General features: G+C 71.1%; 14 protein-coding genes, 1 pseudogene and 1 riboswitch. Of the genes and pseudogenes, 10 read left to right on the plus strand and 5 right to left on the minus strand.

The genetic code is table 11. The features are described 5' to 3' along the window. Positions 1 to 71: 71 nt before the first annotated feature. Positions 72 to 701, plus strand: coding sequence for a UbiX family flavin prenyltransferase (locus Vlu01_RS19830; protein ID WP_204001747.1), 630 nt, complete (start codon positions 72 to 74; stop codon positions 699 to 701). 27 nt (positions 702 to 728) lie between these two features. Here Vlu01_RS19830 and Vlu01_RS19835 read toward each other — a convergent pair whose 3' ends face one another. Then, positions 729 to 998 (minus strand): BldC family transcriptional regulator, encoded by a 270-nt coding sequence (locus Vlu01_RS19835; protein ID WP_204001749.1) that lies wholly within the window; start codon positions 996 to 998, stop codon positions 729 to 731. Between the two features lie 269 nt (positions 999 to 1,267). Here Vlu01_RS19835 and Vlu01_RS19840 point away from each other — a divergent pair, with 269 nt between their 5' ends. Both Vlu01_RS19840 and cds1 read left to right on the plus strand, forming a co-directional pair. Beyond that, positions 1,268 to 1,726 carry an Lrp/AsnC family transcriptional regulator gene (locus tag Vlu01_RS19840; protein ID WP_204001750.1) on the plus strand — a complete coding sequence of 153 codons (459 nt, stop codon included), beginning with the start codon at positions 1,268 to 1,270 and terminating at the stop codon, positions 1,724 to 1,726. A 38-nt stretch (positions 1,727 to 1,764) separates the two neighbouring features. Further along, positions 1,765 to 2,856 carry an L-cysteine desulfhydrase Cds1 gene (gene cds1 / locus Vlu01_RS19845; protein ID WP_204001751.1) on the plus strand — a complete coding sequence of 364 codons (1,092 nt, stop codon included), beginning with the start codon at positions 1,765 to 1,767 and terminating at the stop codon, positions 2,854 to 2,856. A 60-nt stretch (positions 2,857 to 2,916) separates the two neighbouring features. Here the strand turns inward: cds1 and Vlu01_RS19850 are convergent, their stop codons facing one another. The 4 genes from Vlu01_RS19850 to Vlu01_RS19865 all read right to left on the minus strand — a co-directional run bounded on the left by Vlu01_RS19850 (position 2,917) and on the right by Vlu01_RS19865 (position 8,734). Then, the gene (locus Vlu01_RS19850; protein ID WP_204001752.1) at positions 2,917 to 3,540 is read right to left on the minus strand and encodes a putative glycolipid-binding domain-containing protein; all 624 of its coding nucleotides are present in this window, start codon (positions 3,538 to 3,540) and stop codon (positions 2,917 to 2,919) included. A 70-nt stretch (positions 3,541 to 3,610) separates the two neighbouring features. Continuing rightward, positions 3,611 to 5,134, minus strand: a complete 1,524-nt coding sequence (locus Vlu01_RS19855) for a DEAD/DEAH box helicase (protein WP_204001777.1) — start codon at positions 5,132 to 5,134, stop codon at positions 3,611 to 3,613. 222 nt (positions 5,135 to 5,356) lie between these two features. Continuing rightward, a complete protein-coding gene (locus tag Vlu01_RS19860; protein WP_204001754.1) occupies positions 5,357 to 5,575 on the minus strand; it encodes a hypothetical protein in 219 nt (72 codons plus the stop codon). 1,593 nt (positions 5,576 to 7,168) lie between these two features. Next, a complete protein-coding gene (locus tag Vlu01_RS19865) occupies positions 7,169 to 8,734 on the minus strand; it encodes a C40 family peptidase (protein ID WP_204001756.1) in 1,566 nt (521 codons plus the stop codon). Positions 8,735 to 8,982: 248 nt separating this feature from the next. On the opposite strand from Vlu01_RS19865, the gene mqnE reads away from it, so the two are divergent. The 7 genes and pseudogenes from mqnE to Vlu01_RS19900 all read left to right on the plus strand — a co-directional run. Then, on the plus strand, positions 8,983 to 10,152 hold the full coding sequence (gene mqnE, locus Vlu01_RS19870; RefSeq protein ID WP_204001759.1) for an aminofutalosine synthase MqnE: 1,170 nt from the start codon (positions 8,983 to 8,985) through the stop codon (positions 10,150 to 10,152). A 24-nt stretch (positions 10,153 to 10,176) separates the two neighbouring features. Further along, the gene (locus Vlu01_RS19875) at positions 10,177 to 10,599 is read left to right on the plus strand and encodes a hypothetical protein (protein ID WP_204001763.1); all 423 of its coding nucleotides are present in this window, start codon (positions 10,177 to 10,179) and stop codon (positions 10,597 to 10,599) included. A gap of 76 nt (positions 10,600 to 10,675) precedes the next feature. Further along, on the plus strand, positions 10,676 to 10,966 hold the full coding sequence (locus Vlu01_RS19880) for a DUF4229 domain-containing protein (RefSeq protein ID WP_204001766.1): 291 nt from the start codon (positions 10,676 to 10,678) through the stop codon (positions 10,964 to 10,966). A 175-nt stretch (positions 10,967 to 11,141) separates the two neighbouring features. After that, positions 11,142 to 13,025, plus strand: coding sequence for a M14 family metallopeptidase (locus Vlu01_RS19885; protein WP_204001769.1), 1,884 nt, complete (start codon positions 11,142 to 11,144; stop codon positions 13,023 to 13,025). 171 nt (positions 13,026 to 13,196) lie between these two features. Further along, a riboswitch (cobalamin riboswitch) is annotated at positions 13,197 to 13,257 on the plus strand. Positions 13,258 to 13,366: 109 nt separating this feature from the next. Beyond that, positions 13,367 to 14,302 (plus strand): ABC transporter substrate-binding protein, encoded by a 936-nt coding sequence (locus tag Vlu01_RS19890; RefSeq protein ID WP_204001772.1) that lies wholly within the window; start codon positions 13,367 to 13,369, stop codon positions 14,300 to 14,302. A gap of 32 nt (positions 14,303 to 14,334) precedes the next feature. Next, entirely contained in the window at positions 14,335 to 15,441 is a 1,107-nt protein-coding gene (locus Vlu01_RS19895) for a FecCD family ABC transporter permease (RefSeq protein WP_204001774.1), read from the plus strand. Positions 15,442 to 15,443: 2 nt separating this feature from the next. After that, positions 15,444 to 16,229, plus strand: a pseudogene (locus Vlu01_RS19900) (ABC transporter ATP-binding protein); the annotation flags it as partial. Between the last annotated feature and the right edge of the window lie 215 nt (positions 16,230 to 16,444).

The following is a 16,444-nucleotide window of genomic DNA, read 5'->3' on the forward strand; positions in this document are numbered from 1 at the left end:
ATCATGGACACCTCGGACACGCTTTCCGGGGTGCTCGACCGGGGCGACCGGCGACCAGGCAGGCTGAGGGGATGCGGGAACCATGGGTGGTCGGGGTGTCCGGAGCTTCCGGCACTCCGTACGCGGCGGCAGTCGTACGCGGGTTGCTCGACGCCGGGGAGCCGGTGGATCTGATCGTCTCCCGGGCCGCCCGGCTGACCGTCCTCGACGAGACCGGACGGCCGTTCCGGGACGCCCACTGGGCCGAGGATCTGGCCAGCTGGCTCGGCCGGGACGTCGCCTCGGCGGACCTGCGGCACTGGCCCGCCGGCGACCTCGCCGCCGGACCGAGCAGCGGTTCCTACCCGGTACGCGGAATGGTGGTGGTGCCGGCCAGCACCGCGGCCTGTGCCGGGATCGCCATCGGCCTGTCCAAGGACCTGTTGCAGCGGGCGGCCGAGGTGAACCTCAAGGAACGGCGGCGGGTGGTCGTGGTACCCCGCGAGACACCGGTGACCCGCAGCCACCTGGAACACCTGATCGCGCTGCACGACGCCGGGGCGGTGGTGCTGCCCGCCAGTCCCGGCTTCTACGGTGCGGGTGCCGCCGCCTCCGCAGCCCAACTGGTGGACTTCGTGGCAGGCAAGGTGCTCGACGCCCTCGACGTGCCGCACACCCTGTTCAAGCGGTGGGCCGGGAAGTTGAACGCGGACCGGACCTGATGACCGGTCCGCGCCCCGACCCGCACTTCAGTACATTCCGGCGTTTGCCGGACCGGCAGGGCCAGTCGAAGCAGGCGAACCCGCGTTACGGGGTCTACCCATCTCGTCTGCCTCGTCCAGCATGCCCTCCCCTTCAAGCAGGGCTCGCACCTCGGATTCCCGAAACCGGCGATGCCCTCCTGGAGTCCGGATGCTCCCGATCCGGCCCGCCGCCGCCCATCGCGTCACAGTCTTCGGGTCCACCCGAAACAATGCGGCGACTTCACCCGGTGTCAGCAGGCGATCTCCAGTGTCCACAGCCCCCTCCTCGCGTCGACGAAGCCCCCGGCTGAACACACTGCCCCCGGCCGGTGCGAGCCCAGAGCCGTCATGAGGGACGTATGGCAATTACAGCACCAGCGACCTGGCGTGTCCGCCAAACGCGAAAAACGCACTGAGTGGGAAGTTAGTAAATGGTACCGGCGTCGCGCCCTCGGAACCCCGGGTCTGCGAACTGTCACCCGCCACCGGATCAAACGGATACCGGAGTCCGGGTGTCACCCCGCGCCGACTAGGGTCTACAGTCCGTGGACGCCATCGACCTCAACCTCGTTGACCTGCTGCGCGGCAACGCGCGCCTGTCGTACGCCGAATTGGCCCGCCAGGTCGGCCTGTCTGCCCCGGCAGTGCACGAGAGGGTCGGGAAGCTGGAGTCCGGGGGCGTCATCCGGGCGTACCGCGCAGAGGTCGAGCCGGAAACCATCGGCTTGGGGGTGACCGCCCTGATCGGCATCGTGGAGGACTCCGAGGCGGACACCGACGACGTGCTGGAGGCGTTCCGGGTCATGCCCGAGATCGAATCCTGCTACTTCATGGCCGGCGTCGAGTCCTTCCTGCTCAAGGCCCGGGTGGGCACCATCGCCGAGCTGGAGCAGCTGATCGTACGGCTGAACCGGACACCCGGGGTCGCCTCCACCCGTACCGGCATCGCCTTGTCGACCAAGTGGGAGAACCGCCCGCAGCCGGTCGCTCCGCCAACGGCCTGAGCCCCGACGCCGCAGGTCGGCTTGCTAGGTTTCCCGGCGTGACTCAACTCGACCGGTGCGACGAGGTCAGCCGGCAGTGGGTGACCGAGGCGATAGCCGCCGTGGAGGCGGACGCGAACCGGTCCGCCGACACCCACCTGCTGCCGTTCCCGCTGCCCCGGCAATGGGGAATCGATCTCTACCTCAAGGACGAGTCGGTCCACCCGACCGGATCCCTCAAGCACCGGCTGGCCCGCTCTCTCTTCCTGTACGGGCTCTGCAACGGCTGGATCGGGCCGGCCACCACGATCATCGAGGCGTCGTCGGGCTCCACGGCGGTCTCCGAGGCGTACTTCGCCCGGATGCTGGGGTTGCCCTTCATCGCGGTGATGCCCGCCTCCACCTCGCCCGAGAAGATCGCCCAGATCGAGTTCCAGGGCGGCCGGTGTCATCTCGTCCAGGACCCGGCGAAGGTGGTCATCGAGGCGCGCTGGCTCGCCGAGGACTCAGGCGGGCACTTCATGGACCAGTTCACCTACGCCGAGCGCGCCACCGACTGGCGCGGCAACAACAACATCGCCGAGTCGATCTACGCGCAGCTCGCCCTGGAACGGCATCCGATACCGGCCTGGATCGTGGTCGGCGCGGGCACCGGTGGCACCAGCGCCACCATCGGCCGGTACGCCCGCTACCAGCGACTGCCCACCAAGCTCTGCGTCGTCGATCCGGAGAACTCCGCGTTCTACCCCGCCTGGCAGGCGGCCGACTGGTCGGTGCGGACCGGCCGGGGCTCCCGGATCGAGGGCATCGGCCGTCCGACCGTCGAGGCGTCGTTCCTGCCCTCGGTGGTGGACCGGATGGTGCAGGTGCCGGACGCGGCCTCCCTGGCGGCCATGCGGGCCGCCTCGGCGGTACTGGGCCGACGAGTGGGCGGGTCGACCGGCACCAACCTGTGGGGTGCCTTCGGCCTGATCGCCGAACTGCTGGCCGCCGGCCGTGAGGGCTCGGTGGTCACCCTGATCTGCGACGCGGGCGACCGGTATGCCGACACCTACTACGACGACGAGTGGGTGGCACGACAGGGCCTCGACCTGACGCCGCACCTGGCCATCGTCGACCGCTTCCTGGCCGACGGCGCCTGGCCGGCCTGAGCCGCCCGCCGGTCAGGCGGCGTCGGCGCAGAGTTCGGCCGTCAGGGGATGAGCCGGCCGTCAGCGGGCGCGTTCGGCCAGGCCCGGGTAACGCAGGACGTAGCCGTCGGTGTCCACCTCGACCTCGGCGCTGAAACCGTCGCTGGCGTACCGGAAGCGGTTCGGGCCCAGCGCGGTGTACACCTGCTCGGTGGGCAGCACGGTGAGGCTGGGCAGCAGCACCCAGGCCACGCTGATCCGGTGCGTGGTGTCGACCGGTGCGCTACCCAGGCCGAGCCGGCGCAGCGGCAGGGTGTTGAACAGCGGCGAGCCGCCCAGGTCCACGTCCAGGGCGTCAGCGAGCCGGTCCTGGTCCTCCACGCCGGGCAGCCCGGCCGGGGCGTGCCCACCGGCGGTGAGGATCGCGTCCAGGTCACCCTGCTCGGCGGCGGTCACCCGCCATCGCTGCGTCGCCCGTTCCAGTCGTACGCTGCGCCGCCACCCGGCTCCCTCGACCTCGACCTCCAGGCGGACGCTCGCCCAGTCGGTGTCGGTGGTCACCTGGTAGCGACAGGTGTAGGGAACCGGGTCGACGGCGATCTGGGTGCCCTGCGCCGTCATGCCGTGGCCGTCGTCGACCACGGCATGCTCGGCACCGGCGGTATCCGTGCGGTTCCACAGCAGCGATTTCGGCGTGGTCGGCATGAGCCGGACGTTACGCCACCCGGCCGAGCCGGGCAGCGTATGCGCCGAAGACCACCGCGAGCGGGCAGCTCTAGGTGCGGGCCCGAGATCGCACGCCCGTCCCTCGCCGTTCCTCGCGCGGCCGGTCGTGCGTGCTCCAACCCTCCGACCGACCGCCCCGATCACTGCCGAAACGGCGCTCGCCGCGCGGCTGGTCGTGGTAGCGGCGGTCACTCGGCGCCTGGTCCGCGTAGCGGCGTTCGCCCCGGTGACCATGGTCGGCGTAACGGCGTTCACCGGTGGGCCGGTCACCGAAGCGCCGAGGGCCGCCCGGCCGGCTGCTGCTGCGGCGGCGCGGCTCCTCGGGCTCCTCGCGTACCGGCACCCCGCTCGGCTCCCGCGCCCCGGTCAGCTCGGCCAGCACCGGGTCACCGACGCGTACCCGGGACTGGGCCGGCTCCACACCGGCCTTTTCCAGCATCGCCAGGGTGGTGCGGCGCTGCTTCGGCAGCACCAGGGTGGCCACCGCGCCGGCCTCACCGGCCCGAGCGGTACGCCCAGCGCGGTGCAGGTAGTCCTTCGGGTCCTTCGGCGGGTCGACGTGCAGCACGAGGGAGACGCCGTCGACGTGGATGCCCCGTGCCGCGACGTCCGTGGCGACCAGGACGCTGGTCCGTCCCTCGCGGAACTCCGCCAGCGTGCGGGTGCGCATCCGCTGGGTCTTGCCCCCGTGCAGCCCTCCGGCGCGTACGCCGACGGCGGCGAGCTGCGTGACCAGCCGGTCCACTCCCAACTGGGTACGGGCGAACACGATGGTCCGGCCCGCCCGTGCGGCGATCGACGCGGTCACCGGGAACTTCTCCTGCGGCGGAATCAGCAACAGGTGGTGATCCATGGTGGACACGGCTGCGGTCGCCGGTGCGGTCGAGTGGGTGACCGGGTCGGTCATGAACCGCCGTACCAGCGCGTCGACGTCGCCGTCCAGAGTGGCCGAGAAGAGCAGTCGTTGCGCGTCCGCCGGCGTCTTCGCCAGCAGGTCGGTGACCTCGGGCAGGAAACCCATGTCGGCCATCTGGTCGGCCTCGTCGAGCACGGTGATCTCGACGTCGTCGAGTCGGCAGACGCCCCGGTCGATCAGGTCGGCGAGCCGACCCGGGGTGGCCACCACCACCTCGACACCGCGCCGGAGGGCATCGATCTGCCGGTCGTACGGAACTCCGCCGACGGCGGTCTTGAGGAACACTCCGACGGCCTTGCCCAGCGGCAGCAGCGCGTCGTTGACCTGCATGGCCAGTTCCCGGGTGGGCACCAGGACCAGCGCGCGTGGATGCCGGGGCCGGGCCCGCTCGCCAGCGGCGATCCGGGCCAGCAGCGGCAGCCCGAACGCGAGGGTCTTGCCGGAGCCGGTCTGCCCACGGCCGAGCACGTCGCGTCCGGCGAGCGCGTCGGGAACGGTGGCCTGTTGGATCTCGAACGGGGTGGTGATGCCCTGCCGGTCGAGGGCCCGGACCAACGGCGCGGGAAGCCCCAGCGCATCGAAGGTGACCGGAGTGTCGGGGGTGATCGTGCCGGCCTGCTGCGGCGCGGCGGGAAGTTCGGGAGAGAACGGGGGCATGCCGAGTTCAGCGGAGGTGGTCAAGTAATGCCTTTCGAGCGGGGCGCATCTTCGCGATGTCCCGCTGCGGCCGTGGCCGCCGGATCTTCCGCAAGAACGCCCATGGGCGCGCAGTCACGCGCCAGGTCAGTGATCACCGACCAGTGTACGGCGGCCGACGCGTGCCCACTCACCTCGGAGTCGGGTAGTGGGCGGACTCACCAACGTTCCGCGAGCAGCCGGTCACCTCGACAGGTCGTTGCCCCCGGCTGCGAACGCGTCGTTCGCGAAGACCACCACCAGCACGCTGATCGCCACCAACACCGCCAGCGCGACCGCCATCAGGATCACGACGCGGAGTGTGCTGCTCGACCTCTCGGCTGCGGTGTCCGCCCAGCCCTGAGCCAGGATGTGCCCGGTCAACGAGCCAGAGTTCTCCTGCTCCCCGGTGGGGAAGGCCACCGTCGCCGAACTTTCTCCCCCGGCGTAGTACGCGCTCAGGTCGGAACCACCGGGACGGTGCGTCGGCTCCGCCCCGGGCGGCCGGACGCCTGGCCTCGATTCGGGCGTGGACGTCCCGATCCGCGCGGTGGGCTCGGAGGTGCCGGACCGCGGTCGGTTCGTACCCGGGCCGCTCTCCGGAGTGGTGACCGCCGCGAGTGGCGTGGTGGAGCCCGGGCGCAGTCCCGGACGTGACGAAGGCCGCGGCACCGCCCCCGGTGAACTGGGCGTGGGATCGTCCCGACGGCCGGCGGGATTGGTCGGCGGCGGCCAGACGGGCAACGCCGGTGCCGGTACGACCGGAGCCGGGTCGGTTCCGACGGCGGGCGGGACGGTCCACGGCATTACGGCGGCGGATGCGACCCCGGTGGTGCCGGCGGTGGCCGGTGGAGTGACCCCGGTGGCCGGCGGAGGCGGAAACGGTGGTGCCGGCATCGGGCCTGGCGGTGGCGGTGGTGCCGGCACGGGAGGGCCGGGAGGGGGCGTCGGCGGGCCCGGAACCGGTGGCGTGGGCCGGGGGCCGGGCGGCGGAGCGGGGACCGGCCCCGGTGGGTACGGCGGCGGTGGTGCCGGCGGCGTCGGGCCTGGCGGGGAAGGCACCGGCGGGGTCGGGACTGGCGGCGGTGTCGGGGTCGGCGCAGGTGGGACCGGTCCGGGTGCCGGCGGTTGCGGTGCGGGCTCCGGTTCAGGGGTGGGTGGCGTCGGCGGTTCGGCCGGCTCGCGTGGCTGGGCGGGCTCCGGTGGCCTGACCGGCTCCGGTTGCGCCGGAGCGGAACGGTAGACACCGGATGCCTTGCTGCCGGCCCCGGCCGACTGCGCCTCGTCCACGCTCACCCGGCTGAGGCCGGGTACCCGGACGCTGGCCCGTGCCGATTTCGGTGCCCCCGGCTCCCGGCTCGGCGACGCCGCGTCCCGCTGGCCGGGGACACCGGCCTGGCTGGTCGCCGCGGCCGTTCCGGCGTCGACGGTGACAGCTTCGCTCGTGCCCACCGGTCCTGCGGTGGCCGTGGCCCGGTACGTGGTGCCCCCTCCGGAGCCGCTCGGTCCGGCGTTGGCCGGTGGCTGGCCAGGCGCCACGCCTCCGGGTGCCGTCACCCGGGCGACTCCTGCCCGACCTCGGGTCGGTGCCGCCGGGCGGTCGGCGGACGGTGAGGCGCCGGCAGCCCTTGGGAGTGACGCCGCCTCATCGGCGGACGGGTTCGAGGCGTTGCCGGTGGACTGTTCCGGGTCGGCGGTGGCGGTGGGGGTAGGGGTCACCGGTCCCGCCGGAACCTCGTGCTCCGTCATCGTCGCCTCCGCGCCACGCCTCGCAACCGGACCCGTACCGCCGGGGCCGGAAGTGCCTGAGAGACACCGTGCCACATTCCGCCCGTGCGGCACACCCGGAGCGCGGAGAGCGTTCCGGATGTCGTCGGGCGCCCACCATTTGAAGATCTACCGGTGCCGATGGGCCGTGCGGGCCGGGCGTTGCGCGGGCCGAGGTCACCGGCGCGGTGGTGCCGCCGGCAGAGCATTGCGGGGCTCACCTGCCGGTAGGCCCGGTACCGGTCGTGGTCAGCGTCCGCTGGCGGTCGACGGGCTGGCCGAGGCGCTCTCCTCCGGCGTCGTGCTGCTGGCCGCCGTGGTCGGATCGGTCGTGTCCTCGGAGTTGGTCGGCGCGACGCTGCTGGACCCGAGGGTCGGCGACGGGGTGGTGGAGGTCGACGGGGTCGGCGGCGGGGTGGTGGTCGGCGGGGTAGCCGACGGGGTGGTGGACCCCGACGGACTCGGCGACGGTGACGTGCTGCCCGACGGAGTGGGCGACGAGGTCGGTGACGTCGTCGGCTTCGGCGTCTTGGTGGGCGTCGGCTTCGGCGTGGGCTTGGGGGTCGGCTTCGGCTTGGGGGTGGGCGGCTGCGACGGGGTGGGCGAGGAGGTCGGTGCCGGAACCGCGCCCACCACCCGGGTCGCGGCGTAGAGCCGGGACCAGCGGACCGTGGAGATCTTCACCACGTCACCGGTGGTCGGCGCGTGGATCATCTTGCCGCCGCCGATGTACATCCCCACGTGGTGGATGCTGCGCCAATTGCTGCCGGAGGCGAAGAAGAGCAGGTCACCAGGGAGCAGAGCGTCCCGGGGCACCGTCCGCGAGCTGGTTGCCCGGTACTGGTCCCGGGAGACTCGCGGCAACTGTCGGTAGCCCGCCGACCGGTATGCCGCCCACATCAGGCCGGAGCAGTCGAAGGAGTTCGGTCCCTCGGCCGCCCAGACGTACGGGTCGCCGAGTTGCTTGCGGGCGTACGCGACGGCGGCCTGTGCCGTGGGGTGGGCGACCAGCCCACCGGCCGGCTGGTCGCCGTAGTCGGCACCGAGTCGCTGCTCGGCGGCCTCCTGCTGACGGGCCAACTCGACCAGCTTCGCGGCGTTCTCGTCACGCAGCTTGATCAGCTTCGACTCGGCGTCGCGTAGCGCCTGCTGGGTGGCGGTGTACTGCTGCTCGACGCCTTGGAGTCGGGACTGGGCAGCCGTGTACGCCTGCGTCGCCACCTGCTCGTCAGCCCGGGTGCGGGCCAGCTCACCGGCCGCCGGAGCGGTGGCGTGCTCGACCTTTTCGCCCCGGTTCGCCCGGCGGAGCAGCTCCAGGTCACGCAGATCGGTGGCGAAACCGCCGGGTGGCAGCGCGGCGGCGGCCTTGATCGCCTCGGCCGCGACCTGGTCGGCGCGCTGCTGCGCCTGCTGGACCGCGCCCCGAGCGAATTCCAGATCACGCTCGGCGGTGCGGAACTGGGCCTGCACCTCGTTGCGCTGCTGTTCGAGTTCCAACAGGCGAGTGCCGAGCTCGGCGACGCGAGCCTCGGCGGCGTTGATCTGGGCTTCCAGCGTGTTGGCACCCGGGGCACCGAGCGACGGCACCAGGCCCGGCGTGCCGGCGGGCGCGCCGGGTAGCTGGAGAGGGCCGGTGACGACCGGGCGGGACCCGGTGTCGGGCACCGTTACGGGTACGCCCGGCTCGGCGTACGCGGGTGCGGCGAGGACCGTGCTGGCGACCGCAGCGAGCAGGGCGGACCAGAGCGCCGGCCGTAGCACCGGTGAGACCACCGGCCTGCGTCGCCGTCGCCGTCCGCCCGCGCTGTCGATCATTCCGCTCCCCGTCCGGCGCCGCTCTGCCACGCTCGGTCGGCGCGGCGGTTCGGGACGCTACCAGCGTGTGGCGTGCCCCACCCTGTCTTACCCCACCCGGCGTACTGATGTCGATGTCTGGCCGGATAACGGGAGGCTGAGAGTCTGCTGGCGCTGACCACGGTGTGAGTTGCCACCACGGCCGACGTAGGCTCGGGTGGCGACCGTGTCCCGGTCGCGACCGCAGGTGGAAGGGGACGGGGCTTTCGATGGACGCCGGACTCAAGCGCGAACTCGAAGCAAAGGTGTACGCGGGGGAGCGGCTGACTCGTGAGGACGGGATCGCTCTCTACTCCAGCGACGACCTGACCTGGTTGGGGCGGCTGGCCCACCACAAGCGCACCGAGATGAACGGTGACCGGGTGATGTTCAACGTCAACCGGCACCTGAACCTCACCAACGTGTGCAGCGCGAGCTGTGCGTACTGCTCGTTCCAGCGCAAGCCGGGTGAGAAGGACGCGTACACCATGCGCATCGACGAGGCGGTCCGCAAGGCCAAGGAGATGGAGGACGAGCAGCTCACCGAGCTGCACATCGTCAACGGCCTGCACCCGACCCTGCCCTGGCGTTACTACCCCAAGGTGCTGCGTGAGCTGAAGGCGGCGCTGCCGAAGGTCAACCTGAAGGCGTTCACCGCCACCGAGGTGCAGTGGTTCGAGAAGATCAGCGGCCTGAGCGCCGACGAGATCCTCGACGAGCTGATGGACGCCGGCCTGGAGTCGCTGACCGGCGGCGGCGCGGAGATCTTCGACTGGGAGATCCGGCAGCACATCGTCGACCACGCCTGCCACTGGGAGGACTGGTCGCGCATCCACCGGCTGGCCCACAGCAAGGGCATGAAGACGCCGTCGACGATGCTCTACGGCCACATCGAGGAGCCCCGGCACCGGGTGGACCACGTGCTGCGGCTGCGCGAGTTGCAGGACGAGACCGGCGGCTTCCAGGTCTTCATCCCGCTGCGTTACCAGCACGACTTCGTGGACTCGGCGGACGGCAAGATCCGTAACCGGATTCAGGCCCGCACCACGATGGCCTCACCGGCTGAGTCGTTGAAGACCTTTGCCGTCTCCCGGCTGCTGTTCGACAACGTCCCGCACGTCAAGTGCTTCTGGGTGATGCACGGCCTGTCGGTGGCCCAGCTGTCCCTCAACTTCGGGGTGGACGACCTGGACGGCTCGGTCGTGGAATACAAGATCACCCACGATGCCGACTCGTACGGCACGCCGAACACCATGCACCGTGACGACCTGCTGCACCTCATCTGGGACGCCGGGTTCCGCCCGGTCGAGCGCAACACCCGCTACGAGGTGGTCCGTGAGTACGATGCCGCGCCGACGCTGGCCGAGCGCCGGGCCGAGCCGCAGCAGGTCTGGGCCTGACCCGACGCGTACCCTGGCACGACGATGACGGAGCAGCAGAGCGCGTTTCCCCGCCGGGATGCCGAGGGACGGATCCGGACCCTGGGTGATCTGCTCGGGGTCGGCCTGGCCGGGGTGGTCATCGGGCTGCTGGTACTGGTGATTTTCGACGTTGCCTTCGCCTCGTTCGGCGCTGGTGAGTTCGGTCAGGCCAACGGCTGGCTCGCGGTCATCCTGCCCACCTGGCTGTTCTGGGAGGACTTCCGGGCCTGGGCCTTCGGTGCGCCCCGGGTGGTGGCCGCGCTGGTGGCCGTCGCGATCGCAGTGGTCTCCGGGCTGCTGGCGGCCGGCCTGGTGGCGGCGCTGCCGCCGCTGCTGTCCGGCGCGCTCGCCGCGACCACGTTCACCGTGGTGTACGCGATGATCTGGTTTCCCGGCGTCCGTTGGCTGACCAACCGGACCGGCTGAGACCGTATTCGCTGAGGTGCCGTCGACGGACGGTGGAGAAACGGAGTGGTGACGTGAGCGAGCGGAGCGAACGAACGTGAGTGCGGCGGTCAAGTACACACTCGGCCGGATCGGTCTGTTCGTGGTCGTGGTGGCGGCCCTGTGGCCGGTCGACATGGACATCTTCCTCAAGTTGATCCTGGCGCTGCTGTTCTCCGCGGCCGTCTCGTTCTTCCTGCTCAAGGGGTGGCGCGACGAGATGGCCGAGGAGATGGCCGCCGCCGCCGAGCGTCGCCGCGTGGAGAAGGAGCGCCTGCGGTCCGCGCTGGCCGGTGACGACCAGGCCGAGGGCGCGGCGGAGGAACGGCCCGCTGACGAGAAGGGCTGAACGCCCGGCAGTCTGGCACCCAGTTTCGTGGCGTGCCGGTCGGCGGAAACATGTCGCCGGCGTGAGGATCCGGCTGGGATGGACCAAACAACGATCAATGTTGATATGACCATGTGACTGGTGGTGGGCTGTCCGCCACCGAGCGGGAGATCCCCGCGCCTCCAGGAGGTTGTCCATGGCCTTCCGTTCCATCCCTGTCCGCCGTGCCCTGGCGCTCATCTTCGCCGCCGGGCTCGGCCTGCTCACTGTCGCCGCGCCACCGGTCTCCGCAGATCCGGTGCCCAACCGGGACGAACAATCGGCCGCCGTGTCCTACCGGGTGCTCGGCCCCAAGACCCTCGCCGACCGCAACGCGGTCGCCCGTACGGGCGCCGCCATCGACTACTCCGAGCACGGGGTGCTGCACGTCTCGGCCACCCGGGCCGAAGCCGCCGCGATCACCAGGCTCGGCTTCCGGCTGGAGGCGATCCCTGCGGTGCCGAACGACCGGCACAGCCACGCCGAGGGGGACGTCGGCATTCTCGGCTTCCCGTCGGCCGACTCGAACTACCACGACTACCCGGAGATGATCGCGGCGGTGAACAAGGTGGTCGCCGACCACCCGAGCATCGCGCGGAAGATCAGTATCGGTAGCTCGTACGAGGGTCGTGACCTGGTCGCGGTCAAGATCTCCGACAACGTCGCCACCGACGAGAACGAGCCGGAGATCCTGTTCAACTCCCAGCAGCACGCCCGCGAGCACCTGACCGTCGAAATGGCGATCTACCTGCTCAACCTCTTCACCGACAACTACGGCTCCGACTCCCGGATCACCAACCTGGTCAACAACCGGGAGATCTGGATCGTGCCCTCGGTCAACCCGGACGGCAGCGAGTACGACATCGCCACCGGCTCCTACCGGTCGTGGCGGAAGAACCGCCAACCCAACAGCGGATCGTCGTACGTCGGCACCGACCTGAACCGGAACTGGGGCTTCAACTTCGGCTGCTGCGGCGGCTCCTCCGGCTCGACCTCCTCGGACACCTACCGGGGTCCGTCGGCCTTCTCCGCCCCCGAGACGCAGGCGCTCCGCAACTTCGTCAACAGCCGGGTGGTCGGCGGGGTGCAGCAGATCAAGGCCAACATCGACTTCCACACCTACTCCGAGCTGGTGCTCTGGCCGTACGGCTACACGTACAACAACACCGCCCCGGGAATGAGCGCCGACCAGTACAACACCTTCGCCACCATCGGCCAGCAGATGGCGGCCACCAACGGCTTCACCCCGCAGCAGTCCAGTGACCTGTACATCACCGATGGCAGCAGCATCGACTGGATGTGGGCTACGCACGGCATCTGGGCGTACACCTTCGAGCTGTATCCGGGCTCGGCCTCCGGCGGCGGCTTCTACCCGCCCGACGAGGTCATCCCCGCGCAGACCTCGCGCAACCGGGAGGCGGTGCTCATCCTCACCGAGTACGCCGACTGCCCGTACCGGGCCATCGGCAAGCAGGCGCAGTACTGCGGCGGCGGTGGCGGCGGGACCACGGTCTGGTCGGACACCTTCGAGACCGCGACCGGCTGGACGACCAACCCCAACGGCACCGACACCGCGACCTCGGGTCAGTGGGAACGCGGTGCCGCGCAGGCCACCAACTCCAGCGGAGCCAAGCAACTCACCCCGTACGCGGGTAGCAACGACCTGGTGACCGGCCGGCTCGCCGGCAGCGGTGCGGGCGACTACGACATCGACGGCGGGGTCACCAGCGCCCGCTCGCCGGCCATCACGTTGCCGTCCAGCGGCACGTTGACGTTGTCGCTGGCCTGGTACCTGGCGCACGGCTCGAACTCGTCCTCGGCGGACTACTTCCGGGTCAGCGTGGTGCACAACGGCGGTACCACTGCCCTGCTCACCCAGTCCGGTGCGGCCAGCAACCGCAACGGTGCCTGGACCACATCCAGCCTCAACCTCACCCCGTACGCCGGCCAGTCGGTCCGGATCCTGGTCGAGGCCGCTGACGCCTCGACCGCCAGCCTCGTCGAAGCGGCTGTGGACAACGTCACCATCACCTCCTCCTGAAGTCACCCCGGGGCCCCGCGAGGAAATGCGGCGGGGCCCCGGGCCAAGGAGCAAACGGGCATACCGGCCCTCTCCCGGCGACTCGTGGCCGAGCCTGCGGCAGCGCGACGGCCTGCTCCGCGAGGTTCCGCCGCACCGTGCGCTACGGTCTTACCGACCCGTTCCAGCGAAGCCGGTGAGACACCGGCGCTGTCCCGCAACTGTGATGCCCCGTAACCGGGGACGAGCCAGGTCGCCTGGGACGCGGTCGCGAACCGCGCTCTCGAGGAAGGGCGCCTCGCGGACGGGTGCCTCGGCTCCCTGTCGGCGAAGCAGCACATCCTCGACCGACAGGAGGACCGATGTTCAGACGTACCCCCAAGATCTTCGCCGCCAGTCTTGCGGTGGCCGCGCTCGCGCTCGGCGCCTGCGCCGAGAAGACCTCCGACACCCCCGCCGCCAGTGACAACCCGAGTGCCGCCACCTTCCCGGTGACCGTCGGCAAGCTGACGTTGGAGCAGCGACCCGAGAAGATCATTTCGCTGTCGGCGACCGCCACCGAGATGCTCTTCGCCATCGGTGCCGGTCCGCAGGTCACCGCGGTCGACGACCAGTCCAACTTCCCCGCCGACGCACCGAAGACGGATCTCTCCGGCTACCAGCCGAACGCCGAGGCGGTCGCCGCGAAGAACCCCGACCTGGTGGTGCTCAGCGACGACCGCAACAAGATCGTCGAGCAGCTCACCACGCTCAAGATTCCGGTCTATCAGACTCCGGCGGCGCAGACGCTCGACGACTCGTACCGGCAGATCACCGAGTTGGGCATCCTCACCGGCAACGCCACCGAGGCGGCCGACGTGGTCCAGCGGATGAAGGACGACATCGCGAAGCTCGTGGCCGAGGTGCCGCAGCGGGCCGAACGGCTCACCTACTTCCACGAGCTGGGTCCAGAGCTGTACACCGCGACCAGCAAGACCTACATCGGTTCGATCTACGCGCTGGCCGGGCTGGAGAACATCGCCGACGCGGCCGACGCCGATGGCAAGAACGGCGGCTACCCGCAGCTCTCCCAGGAAGTGATCGTCGACGCGAACCCGGACTTCATCTTCCTTTCCGACGTCAAGTGCTGCCAGCAGAGCGCGGCGACGGTCAAGGCGCGCAGCGGCTGGGCGGCGCTCACCGCGGTACAGCAGGGCCAGGTCGTGGAACTCGACGACGACATCGCCTCGCGCTGGGGCCCGCGCGTGGTGGACCTGCTCCGTACCATCGTGGACGCCACCGCCAAGGCCGCCGAGTGACCGACGGCAGGCGTTAGCAGGGGGCCCTTCCTATGCACCAGGCGTTAGCAAGGGGCCCTTCCTTACCGTCGGGCGGGGGGAAGGTGGTCACCTCCCGGCCAGCGGGTCTGCAGAAACGCTGGCTCGCGGCCGGGGTGTTCGCCGTGCTCGTCGCGCTGGTGGTCGGCGTCTCGCTCGGCCCGGTCAACCTGCCGCCCGGCAGCGTCGCGATCGAACTGCTGAACCTGCTGCCCGGGGTACGCCTGGAGAGCGGGCTGACCGAGCGGGAAATCGCCATCGTCACCGAGCTTCGGCTACCCCGGGTGGTGCTGGGCCTGCTGGTCGGCGGACTGCTCGCCCTGGCCGGTGGCGCCTACCAGGGGGTGTTCCGCAACCCGTTGGCCGACCCGTACCTGCTCGGCGTCGCGGCCGGGGCCGGGCTGGCGGTCACCGTGGTGCTGACCCTGGGGGTTGGCGCGGGGGGAGCCCTCAGCGGACTGCCAGTCACCATTCCGCTGGCCGCCTTCGTCGGCTCCCTCGGCGCGGTGGCGATGACCTACCTGCTCGGTGCCGCCGGTGGCCGCAGCCGCTCACCGGCGGCGTTGATCCTCGCCGGGGTGGCCGTCTCCGCGTTCCTCAGCGCCGGGCAGACGTACCTGCTGCAACGGCACGCGGAAAGCATCCAGCAGGTGTACTCCTGGCTGCTCGGGCGGCTGGCCACCGCCGGCTGGCAGGACGTTCGACTGGTCCTGCCGTACTTCCTGCTGACCAGCCTGATCATCCTGCTGCACCGGCGGGAGCTGGACGTGCTCTCGGTCGGCGACGACGAGGCGACCAGCCTCGGCCTGCACCCGCAGCGGTCCCGGTACCTGCTGGTCGCCGCCGCCTCGCTGGGTACCGCTGCCGCGGTCTCCGCCTCCGGCCTGATCGGCTTCGTCGGCATCATCGTGCCGCACACCGTACGGATGCTGGCCGGGGCCAGCTACCGGGTGATCCTGCCGCTGTCGCTGCTGTTCGGGGGTGCCTTCCTGGCCCTGACCGACGTGGTGGCGCGGACCGCCGCCGCACCGCAGGAGATCCCGATCGGGGTGGTCACCGCGCTGCTGGGCGGCCCGTTCTTCGTGGTGGTGCTGCGCTCGGCCCGACGGGTGCTGACATGACCTTGCCCGTCCCCGCCGTCGATCTGCGCGACCTGCGGATCACTCTGGACGGCGCACCGATCCTCGCGGGCATCGACCTGACCGTCAGCGCCGGTGAGTGGGTCACGGTGATCGGTCCCAACGGGGCCGGCAAGTCGACGTTGCTGCGCGCCGTCGGCGGCCTGCTTCCCACGCCGGACGCCGTCCGGCTCTTCGGTACGCCGCTCGGTGAGCTACGCCGCCGGGATCGAGCCCGGGTGGTGGCCACGGTCGCTCAGGCACCTGTCGTACCGCCCGGCATGGCCGTGCTGGACTACGTGTTGCTCGGTCGCACCCCGTACATCCCGCCGCTTGGTCGGGAGTCCGCCGCCGACCTCGCCGTGGTGCACGAGGTGCTCGACCGGCTGGACCTCGCCAGCTTCCACGCCCGGGAGTTGGCGACCCTCTCCGGTGGCGAGCGGCAGCGGGTCTTCCTGGCCCGGGCGCTGGCCCAGGGCGCCACCCTGCTGCTGCTCGACGAGCCCACCAGCGCCCTCGACATCGGTCACCAGCAGGAGGTCCTCGAACTGGTCGACCAGCTCCGTCGAACGCACAACCTGACGGTGCTGGCCACCATGCACGACCTCTCCATCGCCGGTGAGTACGCCGACCGCATGGTGCTGCTGGCCGACGGCCGGATCGTCGCCACCGGCACCCCTGCCGAAGTCCTCACCGAGGACCTGCTGTCCCGCCACTACCGCGCCCACGTCCGCGTCATCCCCGGCCCCCACGGCCCCCTAGTCCTCCCCACCCGCCCCACCCCCACCCCCACCCCCACCCCCACCCCCACCCCCGACCCCGCCCCCACCCCCACCACCAGCGCCGATCATGCAGTTGTGGCACCGCACAAGAGCCGCGAATCGGGATGAACCAGGAACCACAACTGCATGATCGCCGGGGCCGGGGCCGGGGCCGGGGCCGGGGCCGGGGCCGGGGGCCGGGGCCGGGGGCCGGGGCCGGGGCCGGGGCCGGGGGCCGGGGGGCC

Source organism: Micromonospora lutea (genome assembly GCF_016863535.1).
GTDB classification, from domain to species: domain Bacteria; phylum Actinomycetota; class Actinomycetes; order Mycobacteriales; family Micromonosporaceae; genus Micromonospora; species Micromonospora lutea.